General features: G+C 35.2%; 13 protein-coding genes. All 13 read left to right on the top strand.

The features are described from left to right. Positions 1 to 10 precede the first annotated feature (10 nt). The 13 genes from FC66_RS02905 (at position 11) to FC66_RS02965 (ending at position 12,528) form a co-directional block, all read left to right on the top strand. On the top strand, positions 11 to 859 hold the full coding sequence (locus FC66_RS02905; protein WP_057973874.1) for a cell division protein FtsQ/DivIB: 849 nt from the start codon (positions 11 to 13) through the stop codon (positions 857 to 859). Positions 860 to 979: 120 nt separating this feature from the next. After that, entirely contained in the window at positions 980 to 2,296 is a 1,317-nt protein-coding gene (gene ftsA, locus FC66_RS02910; RefSeq protein WP_057973875.1) for a cell division protein FtsA, read from the top strand. A gap of 17 nt (positions 2,297 to 2,313) precedes the next feature. Beyond that, positions 2,314 to 3,546, top strand: a complete 1,233-nt coding sequence (ftsZ, locus tag FC66_RS02915) for a cell division protein FtsZ (protein ID WP_057973876.1) — start codon at positions 2,314 to 2,316, stop codon at positions 3,544 to 3,546. 30 nt (positions 3,547 to 3,576) lie between these two features. Next, positions 3,577 to 3,990: a cell division protein SepF gene (locus FC66_RS02920; RefSeq protein ID WP_057973877.1), complete on the top strand. Its 414-nt coding sequence runs from the start codon at positions 3,577 to 3,579 to the stop codon at positions 3,988 to 3,990. Between the two features lie 21 nt (positions 3,991 to 4,011). Beyond that, on the top strand, positions 4,012 to 4,305 hold the full coding sequence (locus FC66_RS02925) for a YggT family protein (protein WP_057973878.1): 294 nt from the start codon (positions 4,012 to 4,014) through the stop codon (positions 4,303 to 4,305). Between the two features lie 4 nt (positions 4,306 to 4,309). Then, positions 4,310 to 5,092 carry a YlmH family RNA-binding protein gene (locus FC66_RS02930; RefSeq protein ID WP_057973879.1) on the top strand — a complete coding sequence of 261 codons (783 nt, stop codon included), beginning with the start codon at positions 4,310 to 4,312 and terminating at the stop codon, positions 5,090 to 5,092. Between the two features lie 19 nt (positions 5,093 to 5,111). Continuing rightward, positions 5,112 to 5,813, top strand: a complete 702-nt coding sequence (locus FC66_RS02935) for a DivIVA domain-containing protein (protein ID WP_057973880.1) — start codon at positions 5,112 to 5,114, stop codon at positions 5,811 to 5,813. Between the two features lie 282 nt (positions 5,814 to 6,095). Then, positions 6,096 to 8,879, top strand: coding sequence for an isoleucine--tRNA ligase (gene ileS / locus FC66_RS02940; protein WP_057973881.1), 2,784 nt, complete (start codon positions 6,096 to 6,098; stop codon positions 8,877 to 8,879). A gap of 120 nt (positions 8,880 to 8,999) precedes the next feature. After that, the gene (gene dapF, locus FC66_RS02945; protein WP_057973948.1) at positions 9,000 to 9,974 is read left to right on the top strand and encodes a diaminopimelate epimerase; all 975 of its coding nucleotides are present in this window, start codon (positions 9,000 to 9,002) and stop codon (positions 9,972 to 9,974) included. Positions 9,975 to 10,043: 69 nt separating this feature from the next. Beyond that, positions 10,044 to 10,979 carry an alpha/beta hydrolase gene (locus FC66_RS02950; protein ID WP_083478942.1) on the top strand — a complete coding sequence of 312 codons (936 nt, stop codon included), beginning with the start codon at positions 10,044 to 10,046 and terminating at the stop codon, positions 10,977 to 10,979. A 26-nt stretch (positions 10,980 to 11,005) separates the two neighbouring features. After that, a complete protein-coding gene (locus FC66_RS02955) occupies positions 11,006 to 11,566 on the top strand; it encodes an NUDIX domain-containing protein (RefSeq protein ID WP_057973883.1) in 561 nt (186 codons plus the stop codon). Then, complete coding sequence (locus tag FC66_RS02960; protein WP_057973884.1) at positions 11,559 to 11,816, top strand: twin transmembrane helix small protein; 258 nt, start codon at positions 11,559 to 11,561, stop codon at positions 11,814 to 11,816. Before FC66_RS02955 ends, FC66_RS02960 begins: the two co-directional genes overlap by 8 nt. A 28-nt stretch (positions 11,817 to 11,844) precedes the next feature. Continuing rightward, positions 11,845 to 12,528, top strand: coding sequence for a 5'-methylthioadenosine/adenosylhomocysteine nucleosidase (locus tag FC66_RS02965; protein WP_057973885.1), 684 nt, complete (start codon positions 11,845 to 11,847; stop codon positions 12,526 to 12,528). Positions 12,529 to 12,537 lie beyond the last annotated feature (9 nt).

A 12,537-nucleotide genomic window follows, 5' to 3' on the forward strand; every position in this document is an offset into this window, starting at 1 on the left:
GCCAAATAAGATGTCAAAAAATAAGTTCTTTAAAAAGAAAAAAACCGAATTGACACCTTGGGAGGCCTTACAAGGTAAAAAAGAAAAGAAAAGTAAACGATTTGATTTTTTTGGTAATCCCAAAATGATTAGTGATCGATTACCAAAATTAAAGAAGTATCAACATCATGTTCTTCGACAAAAATTGATTATTATTGTTGGCTCATTCTTGGTGATTGGGCTGGTTGCGTTATATTTTGTCTCACCGTTGAGTAAAGTTCAAACTATCAATGTTTCAGGTGAAAAGACAGTATCAAAGCAACAGGTTGAAAATGCAAGTAACTTGCATACCAATGATCCTTTATCGAGTGCACTTTTTAACAAAAAAAAGACTTTACGTGAGATAAAAAAAGAACTACCTCAAGTTAAATCTTTAACCATTAGTCATGATAAATGGAACGACGTTAAATTATCTATTGTTGAATACGATCTTGCCGGATATGTTTATAAAAACAAAGCATATTATCAATTATTCTTGAACGGTGCGGTGGGGGCAAGTACATTTAAACAACCAGTTGGTAATTATCCAACCTATTCAAAATTTGACCAACCTACTATATTACAGAGTATGGTTGCACAATATCGAAAAATTCCATTAAAAATTAGGAATGGTATCTCAGAAATTGATTATCAACCTTCAAAGGTAAATAATCAGAGAATTTATATTTATATGAATGATAGAAATAAAGTCATTGCGAATATTGATGATTTTGCAGACAAAATGGCCTTTTATCCAAGTATTTCATCAAAAATGAAGGAAAAAGGTGTCGTTGATTTAGAGGTTGGAGCATATTCTTATCCATATAATAAGAAAAGTTAACAAAATTGATATACGCTATGGGATATCCTTTCTAAATAGGGTCTCACTGTGGTAAAATGTGTGTATTATATCTTATAAAAAATAATATTAAAAGCATGCTGTAAGGAGGTTCTTTTTCAGATGGGTAATGCAGGTATATATGTTGGGTTGGATATTGGAACGACGTCAATTAAAGTTATCGTTTCTGAATACGTTAATGGCCAATTGAACGTTATTGGTATTGGTAATGAGCGTTCAGTGGGCTTAAACAGGGGAATTGTAGTTGATATTGACAAGGCAGTCGTTTCGGTGCAAAAAGCGATTAAACAGGCTGAAGAAAAAGCAAATATTCAGATAAATGAAGTACATGTGGGTATTCCCGCTAATTTACTACAGATTATCCCTTGTAATGGCATGATTGCCGTTTCGGATGAATCAAAAGAAATTACAAATGAAGATGTTGTTAACGTTGCAAGTGCGGCGTTAGTTCAAAACTTACCGCCAGAACGAGATATCATAGATATCATCGCTGATGAGTTTGTCGTCGATGGATTTGATGGTATTAAAGATCCAAGAGGTATGATTGGTGTGCGGTTAGAAATGCATGGTTCAGTTTATACGGGGCCTAAGACAATCATTCACAATTTAAAAAAATGTGTTGAAAACGCTGGACTAACTATCAGGGAAACCATTGTGAACCCATTGGCACTTGCGTCAGTTGCAATGTCTGATGGTGAAAGAGATTTTGGAACTGTACTTATTGATCTTGGAGGTGGACAAACAACTGCTTCCGTAATACATGATCACAAATTGAAATTTACATATGTGGACCAAGAAGGTGGCGATTTTGTCACTAAGGATATTTCTGTGGTCCTTAATACATCTGTTGAAAATGCCGAAAAATTAAAACGTAATTATGGATTTGCAAATTCTGACTTAGCTTCGGAGGATGATATTTTCCCCGTTGATGTTGTTGGGCAGAGTGAGCCACTTAATATTTCTGAAAAATACTTATCTGAGATTATTGAAGCAAGAATTTCTCAAATTTTAGATAAGATCAAGAATGCATTGGATGCTACAAAAGCACTAGACTTACCGGGTGGCGTTATACTAACCGGAGGACTTGCCGCATTACCTGGTATTTCAGAACTTGCATCTGAAATTTTGCAAGTTCAAGTTAAAACTTATGTTCCCGATCAGATGGGATTACGTTACCCATCTTTTGCTCAAGCTTTAGGCTTAATTAATTATGCGGTGAGACAAGATGAAGTCACATTACTAGTGAAAAGTGCAATGGGACTAGATGGTGATCAATTAAGTTATAGTGTTGTTGAAATGGATAACGATAAACCTAAGAAGCAGGCCGTAAAAGGTCAGGCTAAAAAAACTAAAAAACCAAAAACATCTAAAGATCCATTAAAATCAGTAAAAAACTTTTTTAATGAATTTTTCGACTAAACAGGAGGAAGTAAGTAATGGAATTTTCTTTGGACTCAAGTGAAGATAAAGGCGCAGTAATTAAAGTAATTGGTGTCGGTGGCGCTGGTGGTAATGCTGTTAACCGCATGATTGACGAAAATGTTTCTGGTGTTGAATTTATTGCATTGAATACGGATGTTCAAGCACTGGAAAGCTCAAAAGCAGAAATTAAAATTCAATTAGGACCTAAATTAACTCGTGGTTTAGGTGCTGGTGCAACACCAGATATTGGAAGCAAAGCTGCGCAAGAAAGCGAAGAAGCAATTATTGAAGCTATTGATGGCGCAGATATGATTTTTGTTACTGCAGGAATGGGTGGAGGTACTGGTACTGGTGCTGCTCCTGTTGTCGCTAAGATAGCTAAAGATCAAGGTATCTTAACAGTCGGAATAGTAACTCGTCCATTTACCTTTGAAGGACCAAAACGTAGTCGCTTTGCTGCTGAAGGAATTGCTAATCTTAGAGATCAAGTCGATACATTAGTCGTTATTGCTAATAATCGTTTACTTGAAATTATTGATAAGAAAACACCAATGCTTGAAGCATTCCAAGAAACGGATAATGTTTTACGTCAAGGTGTTCAAGGTATTTCTGAATTAATTACCTCACCCGGTCTAATTAACCTAGATTTTGCTGATGTTAAAACAGTGATGGCAGATCAAGGTACTGCTTTAATGGGTATCGGTTCAGCTACAGGTGAGAATAGAACTGCTGAAGCAACAAAGAAAGCTATTTCTTCACCATTACTAGAAGTTTCAATTGACGGTGCAAAACAAGTTCTGTTAAACATTACTGGTGGCGCTGATATGAGTCTTTTTGAAGCGCAAGAAGCTTCTGAAATTATTTCACAAGCTGCATCTGATGAAATTAACATTATCTTTGGGACGTCAATTAATGAAGACTTAGGCGATGAAATTGTCGTAACTGTTATTGCAACTGGTATTGACGATGTTAAAGAAGAAAAAAAATCAACAGCTCGTACAAGAACGTTGCCAAGAAATGAAGCACCTAAAGTAACACCAACTGAAAAACAAGAAGACCGTTTTGACGATTGGGATATCATGCACCCAACAAGTCAACCTGAAGAAAAAAAATCAACGGAATTTGATAATGTGGAAAAACCAAGTTTTGACGTATTTAAAAATGACGTTAATAAAGATGAAGAATCAACAAATAACGATGATGGATTAAGCACACCACCGTTCTTTAGAAGAAGACGTAAAGATTAACTAAATTGAATCAGTGGGGAGATTACTATTATGGCTTTTGAAAAAATTGGTCGTTTTTTTGGCTTAGCCGAGGATGACGATTTTGAAAATGATGGCTATCAAGCCGAAGGGGCTATGCAAAACGCGTCGTTGAATCAAAGTAATAAAGTTGTTTCAATTAACGGAAAGTATAGTCAGCCACAAAAAATTAATTTATTCGAACCTAGAATTTATTCTGACGTTAAAGATATTGCGACACATCTACTACAAAATCAGGCGATTGTCGTGAATTTTCAAAAGATGGATGAAGTTCAATCTAAAAGAATCGTTGATTTTTTGTCAGGAACGGTCTTTGCTATTAATGGAACCATTCAAAGAATTGGAGATAATATTTTCCTCTGTACACCAAATTCATTTACGGTTGAAGGTAATATGGCGGATAATATTTTTGAAAAATTCGAATAACAGAAAAATCGAGGTGTATACATGATTGAATTTATTCAATTACTAGCCAGAGTTATTAGCTGGGCTTTTGATGCTTATCAGCTGGCAATCATTATTTACGTATTAATGTCATGGTTCCCGGGTGCGTATAATACACCGGTCGGTCATTTTTTAAGTAGGATTTGTCAGCCGTATCTTGCATTTTTTGATCGTTTTATTCCGGCAATTGGAGGCATTAGTTTTTCACCGATTGTTGCAATAATCGCGTTAAGTTTCATTCAAAACGGAATTATGGGTATTTTAACGACCTTAATTCGTCTTTCTATTGGAGGATAATAATATGAATGATGCAATATATCAACATTTCAGACCTGATGAAAAAGAAATTATTGATACGCTATCAGATTATATTGAACAAGCTAAGTCGGAATACAGGGCCGTTTTAACTCATTTTTTGAATCCTAGGGAAGCTCACATTGCAACTTACCTGTTGGGTCAAAGTGATGAGATTAGCATGAAATTATTTGGTGGTACAAAAGATGCTGAGCGAAGAAGATTACTTTTTTATCCGGCTTATTTTGAAGTTCAGGATAGCGATTTCGATTTACAGCTAATTGAAATTAAATACCCCGTTAAATTTGCCACGTTAAAGCATGGGCAAATTTTAGGAACGCTAGCTAACGCAGGATTAGATAGAGAAGTTCTGGGAGATATTGTAACAGATGGCCAGCAATGGCAAGTTGTTGTTGAAAAAAAGATGGCTGATTACTTAATTAATCAAATTGATCGTATTGGTAAAATTAAGGTTTCTCTTGAAGAAGTTTCTTTTTCTCAGATAGTTTCTGTAACGGATGAATGGCAGTCCCAATCTGAGTTAGTTGCTTCATTACGAATTGATTCAGTTATTTCGGCCGTATATAATATGTCTCGTCAAAATGCTAAAAATCTAGTTAATTCTGAAAAAGTTAGTTTAAATTGGCAAGTAATTAGTAAACCTGATTACGAGTTGGCAGAGTTTGACGTGCTTTCTATTCGAGGCTTTGGTCGGATTAAATTAGATTTAGTGGCAGGTATGACAAGAAAAGATAAATATAAATTAGAGTTGTCTGTTTTAAAAAAATAAATTTTGAAGGACGTGCAAAATGACTTTAAGTCCATTGGATATTCATAATAAAGAGTTTAACGTAAAATTGAGAGGTTATGACCAAGATCAAGTTAATGATTTTCTTGATAAAATTATTAAAGATTACGAATTAACTTTAAAAGAGAATGAAAATTTAACTGATGAAGTTAAAACGAGTAATGAAAAATTGGAATACTTTAACGATTTAAAAGATTCGTTAAACCAATCAATCATTGTAGCCCAAGAAGCTGCTGATCGTGTTAAAGTTAATGCTAAACGTGAATCTGAAATTATTAATAAGGAATCACAAAAGCAGGGTCATGATATTATTGATGAGGCTAACGAAAAGGCTAAACATATTATTGATATGGCATCAGAAAAAGCTAAAAAGTTAGCTGTCGAAACTGACGACTTGAAGAAACAAGCACGTATCTTCCGTCAACGTCTTAAAGTTATGATGGAATCACAATTAGAAGTTGTTAAAAGTTCTGATTGGGATGAAATTTTAAAACAAGGTGAAACTAGCACATATTCTGAAATTCAAGACGTTTTAAAACGTGAAGAAGATAAGGAAAAACGTGAAGCTAAAGAGATGAAGGAAGCAGTTAATAATAATGATGATGGCATCGTCGTTACTGAAATTATTGCTGAATCAGATTCAAATGAAGTTTCTGAACAAAATGATCAAGATACAATGGTTATTTTTCCAGACAATAAATAAAAGTTGAGAACAACAATTATATAACATATTTTTAGCGAATCGATGATAGTGGGAAATCGATAATCACTGTTATGTAATTTATCCTCTCAATAAGTTAATTAAACTGAACTATTAAGTAAGTTTAATCGGAATCATCTCCGTTACCATGATGATTGAGTGATAGATAAAAGTAAAAGACTAGTGTCTGTCTAAATTTGGGTGGTAACGCGAAGACTTCGTCCCTTGTAACGGAGTCTTTTTGTGTATAATAAGATAAAATAACTTTTAAAAGGAGTTTATATTATGAAAATGAAAGAAACCTTAAACTTAGGTAAAACGGAATTTCCAATGCGTGGTAATTTACCCGTTAAGGAAGCCGAACGCCAAGATGGATGGAATCAAGATAGCGTTTATGAATTAAGACAAAAATTGAATGAAAACAAACCAAGCTTTATTTTGCATGATGGACCTCCATATGCCAATGGTAATATCCATATGGGTCATGCTTTAAATAAAATCACAAAAGATATCATTGTCCGTTCAAAATCAATGATGGGATTCAGAGCTCCTTACGTACCGGGCTGGGATACACATGGTCTACCAATTGAACAACAATTGGTTAAACAGGGCGTTGATCGTAAAAAAATGTCAAAAGCAGCTTTCCGTGAACTTTGTGAAAAGTATGCTTTAGAACAAGTTAACTTACAACGAGAAGATTTTAAACGTTTAGGAGTCGCAGCTGAATGGGACAACCCATACATGACACTACAACCTGAATTTGAGGCTGAAGAAGTTAGAATGTTTGGTGAAATGGCCGAAAAAGGGTATATCTATAAAGGTAAAAAACCAATTTACTGGTCACCATCATCTGAATCAGCATTGGCTGAAGCAGAAATCGAATATCAAGATATTAAATCACCTTCAATGTATATCACATTTGATGTTGTAGATGGAAAAGATATTTTAGATACAGATACAAAAATGATTATTTGGACAACAACACCATGGACGATTCCCGCTAATTATGGTGTAGCAGTGCATCCTGATTACAAATACATCCAAATTGATGCTGATGGCACAAAGTATGTAGTCGCAGAAGAACGTTTAAGCGTATTAAAAGAAGAATTTGATTGGGAAAATGTTGAAGTGCTAAAAGAGTTTTCTGGTCGTGATATGGAATATATGACGGTACAACATCCGTTATATGATCGTACATCATTAGTTATCCTTGGATACCATGTCACTTTAGATTCTGGTACAGGACTTGTTCATACAGCTCCAGGACATGGTGAAGATGATTTTATTGCGGGACAAAAATATAAATTACCTGTTGTTTCTGTTTTAGATGAAAAAGGTATCATGAATGAAGATGCTCCTGGTTTTGAAGGTATCTTTTATGATAAAGCAAACCCACTTGTAACTGATCAGTTGAAAGAAAATGGTCATTTACTTAAGTTATCATTCTTTACGCATAGTTATCCACATGATTGGCGTACAAAGAAACCAGTTGTATTCCGTGCAACAGCACAGTGGTTTGCATCAGTAGAGATGTTCCGTGATGATATTTTAAAAGAAATTGATAAAGTTGATTTTAAAAACGAATGGGGTAAAGTTCGCCTTTACAACATGATTAAAGATCGTGGTGATTGGGTAATCTCACGTCAACGCGCATGGGGTGTTCCGTTACCAATCTTCTATGCAGAAGATGGCACACCAATTATTACACCAGAAACAATTGAACATGTTGCGCAATTATTTGAAGAACATGGCTCAAATATCTGGTTTAAACACGATGCTAAAGCATTGCTTCCTGAAGGCTTCACGAGTGAACACAGTCCAAACGGCGGGTTCACAAAAGAAGAAGATATTATGGATGTTTGGTTTGATTCTGGTTCTTCTCACAGAGGCGTACTGGGCAAACGTGATAATTTAACGTATCCTGCAGATCTTTACATGGAAGGTTCAGATCAATATCGAGGATGGTTTAACTCAAGTATTATTACGTCCGTTGCGACTAATGGTATTGCGCCATACAAACAGTTGATGTCACAAGGATTTGTTCTAGATGATAAAGGTCATAAGATGAGTAAGTCACTTGGTAATATTATTTTACCAAGTAAGGTTATTAAACAGTCAGGTGCTGAAATTGTTCGATTATGGACTGCTTCGGCGGATACTTCATCTGATGTTGCTGTTTCAATGGACATCTTAAAACAAGTTTCAGAAACATATCGTAAAATTAGAAATACATTTAAATTTATTTTGGCTAATACAACTGATTTTGAACCAAGTAAAAATGCTGTTGCATTTGACGATTTGGCATCTGCAGATAAATATATGTTAATTAAATTAAATGCCTTTTCAAAAGAAGTATTAAATAACTATGCTGAATATGATTTCTTAGCAATTTACAAGAAAGTGATTACGTTCATTTCAAATGATTTGTCTGCATTCTACTTAGATATCGCAAAAGATATCGTCTACATTGAAGCTGAAGATAGCTTCGAGAGACGTTCAATGCAAACAGTTCTCTATCAGATTGTGACAACAATGGCTAAGTTATTAACGCCTATCTTGCCACATACAACTGAAGAGGTCTGGGACTATTTAAAAGAACCAGAAGAATATATTCAATTAAGTGAAATGCCAGAAGTTGCTCATTTTGACGGTGAAATTAAAATTGTCGAAAATTGGCAAGCATTTATGAAAATGCGTTCACACGTGTTAAAGGTGTTAGAAGATGCCCGCGATGCAAAATTAATTGGAAAGTCATTTGAAGCAAAAGTTAGTTTATATGTGAATGATTCTGACAAAGCTTTATTAGATGCGCTTAACACGGATGTACGTCAACAACTAATTGTTTCTGATTTAGAAATTTTATCAGTTGAAAACGCACCTGAAGATGCAACCAAATTTGATGATTTAGCTGTCAAGGTCGAAGTTGCCAGTGGCGAAGTTTGTCAAAGATGTCGTATGATTAAGACAGATGTGGGTGAAAATCCTGAATTACCAACTCTTTGTCATCGTTGTGCAACAATTGTTGAACGTAACTACCCTAAAGCAGTTACAGAAGGATTCGAAAATTAATCAAATTTCTGAAAAGGAGTAACATTATGTTATTCCTTTTTTTGAGCCAAAATGATTACAAAACTCAGATTATGAGGTAGTATGTGGGTTATACAATTACAGTGGAAGTGGGTGTTTAATGTGCAATTAATTAAGGTGCATGGATCAGAAAATGATTTCTTTCTTTTGGATCAGACAAAATTAGAAGTCGCGTTGTCCGATGAACAATTAAAAGAGTTAGCAATTAAAATGTGTAACCGTATAACTGGTTTACACGGTGGATCAGATGGTATTTTGGTTGTTGATCATTCCGAACATAGTGGTGTTTTGGGCCAGATGAGAGTTATTAATGCTGATGGTACGGAAGCCAGTATGTGCGGAAATGGCTTAAGAACAGTTGGACGTTATTTAGAAAAAGAATATGGACAAACGACATTTAAAGTTGAAACAATGCATGCTGATTTGAAGGTTGAAAAAGCGCCAGACCTTAAATCGAACGTCGCAGCATATAATGTTGAAATTTCGCCCGTTAGTTTTATGTCAGAGACGTTACCGATGTTTCTAGACCGAGAAACTCTGGTTGATGATTATGTTCCTGAATTTTCAAAAACGTTAAAATTTTCAGCAGTTTCGGTTCCTAACCCTCATCTAATAGCTTTTGTTGATCATGAGACGTTGGAAGGGCCAGAGCTTGAAAAAATTGCAACATATTTAAACGGTGAGAATCCTTACTTCCCTGACGGAGTCAACGTTAGTTTTGTTGAAAAATTAGACGGTCATTCGATTTTTGTTAGAACGTATGAACGTGGGGTCGGTTTTACCAATGCATGTGGGACAGCGATGTCTGCATCAAGTTTAATGTTTGTGATGTTAAGTAACAAACAGGTACCTTTTGAAACTGAGATTAACGTTAGAAATCCTGGTGGGATGGTTAAAACGATAGTACATCAAAATGATAATGGCGAATATTGGATGTCATTAATCGGTAATGCGACTAATGTTGCAAATGTAACAGTTGACTTAGCTGATGCCATGAATGGTGATTATTCTCATGCAAAATGGGTCCCAACAAATGAACAAGAAAATTATTTAGAATTTATCTCAAGTATCAGGTAATTTAATTAGGGTAAAAGACATAAATGACTGTCTTTTATCCTTTTTTTAATTTAAAATGAAAGGAAACACTTGAGGAAACAAATGAAAAAATGGATTGTTGGAATTTGTATAGTTTTTGTCATAATTGGGCTTATTATTTTTGGAATTAGCTATTATTTATTTAAATATGCGGAGACACCGACGAATAAAGGATTTATTAAATCCGAAACGGCGAGTGTTGAATTAAAAAGAGAAAATGAATGGTTAAATCGGATTAAAAAATTGAACTGGGAACTTACGTCTGATGATAACTTAAAACTTAAAGCAATCTATGTGCCGGCAGAAAAAAAGACTAATAAAACAATATTTGTTGCCCATGGGTTTATGGGTAAGAAAGAGTCGATGGTTCGATTTATTCATTTTTATCATGATCAGGGTTATAACGTTATTGCCCCGGACGCTAGAGCACATGGGCAAAGCCAAGGAAAGTATATCGGATACGGATGGTTAGAGAGAAATGATAATTTAAAATGGCTTAACAAGGTCATAGATTATCAAGGGACAGATTCAAAAATTACATTATTTGGGATCAGCATGGGCGGTGCTACGGTTATGATGTTAAGCGGTGAAAAACGATTGCCCGTACAAGTTAAAGTAATTATTGAGGATTGCGGTTATACCAGTGTGGCCGATGAGCTAACTTATCAGTTGAAACAAATGTATAAGTTACCTAAAATCCCATTTATACCGGTTGCCAGCGTGATATCTAAGTTTAAGGCGGGTTATTCATTTTATGAAGCGAGTTCAATTAAACAGTTGAGTAAGAATAAATTGCCTGTTTTGTTTATTCATGGTGGCACAGATAAGTTTGTTCCGACTGAAATGATTTATAAAAATTATGCAGCAACAAAAGGCCCTAAAGATATTTTTATAGTGTCGGGTGCAGAGCACGGGAACTCCTTTACTAAAGATAAGTCGGGTTATACAAAAAAAGTAACTCATTTCTTGGAACAATATTTTAATTAAAAAAGTAAAATTGCGAGGTTGATTGGATGAACTTAGAAGAAAAAGTATTATCTGAAGAAATATTTTTTAAAGGTCATGTTATAGAAGTTGCGAAGGAGACTGTTGAATTACCTAATGGTGAACAATCGACTAGAGAAATTGTCCATCATCACGGGGCTGTCGGTATATTTGCAGTGACGGATGAAGATAAGATTATTTTAGTTAATCAATGGCGTGCGCCAATTAGAAAAACGTCGTTAGAAATTCCGGCTGGTAAAATTAATGGCGAGGACCATGATTTAATGGAAACCGCAATGCGCGAACTTAATGAAGAAACGCGATATACACCAAAAAAAATAACGAAAATTTATGGGTTTCATTCTGCGGTTGGTTTCGCCGATGAATATCTAACTCTATATCATGCAACCGGGTTGGTAAATGTCGAGACCGAATTACCTCAAGATGCTGATGAATTTTTAAATTTGATGGAATTGACGTTTGATGAGGTTCAGGATAAGATTAAATCAGGCGAGATTACAGACGTTAAAACTATTTTAGCGGTCGCTTATTGGGAAATTCAACGATTAAAAGGTGAATTACATGGATGATGAAACAAAACTATCAAGAAGTGAGTATCAGAGATTACAAGAACTAGAGAATAATCCTGAATTGCGTCAAGAAGAGCGTCGACGAGTAGAGAAAGAATATCTGGAGGAGCATCCTACCAGAAGTTCCCTCACGGATGAACCAGAGAAAACGGGTAAAAAAAATAAATTAAATCGATTTTTAAATTGGACAATTGGTTTTTTGATTGTCGCAATCATAATCGTTTTTTTAGCTTTATTCCTATTACCCTAATTATTAATATAAAGTGGAGGTCACAACTATGATTTACGGTATTTTGTGTGCGATGGAAGAAGAAATTATTTCGCTTAGAAGTCATTTAGAAGATAGAACAGATAAAGAAATTGGTGGTATTTCATTCTATACTGGTCAAATTAATAAACATAAGGTTGTTCTAGTAAGGTCCGGTATTGGTAAAGTTCAGGCCGGGATGACAACTGGACTTCTGATTGCAGAATTTGGCGTAACAGCCGTTATCAATTCCGGATCTGCTGGCGGTATTGGGCAAGGACTTAAAATTGGTGATGTTGTTTTGGCTACAGAAGTTGCCTATCATGATGTCGATGCAACAGCATTTGGCTATGAAATTGGCCAATTACCACAGCAACCGGCGAAATATTCGGCAGATATAGATTTAAATGCTGCAATTACCAAGGCTGCTCAAGAGAATAACTTAAGTATAAAACCGGGACTTATTGTGACCGGGGACCAATTTATTGCGAGTCAAGAACAAACAGATGCAATTCTCAATCATTTTCCCACGGCACTTTGTAGTGAAATGGAAAGTGCAGCAGTTGGGCAGGCCGCATATCAATTTGGTGTTCCTTTTACAATTGTTAGAGCCATGTCAGATGTAGCGGACGAAGAAGCTGGTCAAACGTTTGATGAGTTTATTATTGAGGCTGGTCAAAAATCGGCAAAAATGATTCTTTCGTTACTAAAATAAAGTTTAAAG

The sequence above is a fragment of the Dellaglioa algida DSM 15638 genome (genome assembly GCF_001434695.1).
GTDB classification, from domain to species: domain Bacteria; phylum Bacillota; class Bacilli; order Lactobacillales; family Lactobacillaceae; genus Dellaglioa; species Dellaglioa algida.

Excerpts from the sequence above, each read along its gene's own strand:
- FC66_RS02905 (WP_057973874.1), top strand. The coding sequence starts at position 11 with ATGTCAAAAAATAAGTTCTTTAAAAAGAAAAAAACCGAATTGACACCT.
- ftsA (WP_057973875.1), top strand. The coding sequence starts at position 980 with ATGGGTAATGCAGGTATATATGTTGGGTTGGATATTGGAACGACGTCA.
- ftsZ (WP_057973876.1), top strand. The coding sequence starts at position 2,314 with ATGGAATTTTCTTTGGACTCAAGTGAAGATAAAGGCGCAGTAATTAAA.
- FC66_RS02920 (WP_057973877.1), top strand. The coding sequence starts at position 3,577 with ATGGCTTTTGAAAAAATTGGTCGTTTTTTTGGCTTAGCCGAGGATGAC.
- FC66_RS02925 (WP_057973878.1), top strand. The coding sequence starts at position 4,012 with ATGATTGAATTTATTCAATTACTAGCCAGAGTTATTAGCTGGGCTTTT.
- FC66_RS02930 (WP_057973879.1), top strand. The coding sequence starts at position 4,310 with ATGAATGATGCAATATATCAACATTTCAGACCTGATGAAAAAGAAATT.
- FC66_RS02935 (WP_057973880.1), top strand. The coding sequence starts at position 5,112 with ATGACTTTAAGTCCATTGGATATTCATAATAAAGAGTTTAACGTAAAA.
- ileS (WP_057973881.1), top strand. The coding sequence starts at position 6,096 with ATGAAAATGAAAGAAACCTTAAACTTAGGTAAAACGGAATTTCCAATG.
- FC66_RS02955 (WP_057973883.1), top strand. The coding sequence starts at position 11,006 with ATGAACTTAGAAGAAAAAGTATTATCTGAAGAAATATTTTTTAAAGGT.
- FC66_RS02960 (WP_057973884.1), top strand. The coding sequence starts at position 11,559 with ATGGATGATGAAACAAAACTATCAAGAAGTGAGTATCAGAGATTACAA.
- FC66_RS02965 (WP_057973885.1), top strand. The coding sequence starts at position 11,845 with ATGATTTACGGTATTTTGTGTGCGATGGAAGAAGAAATTATTTCGCTT.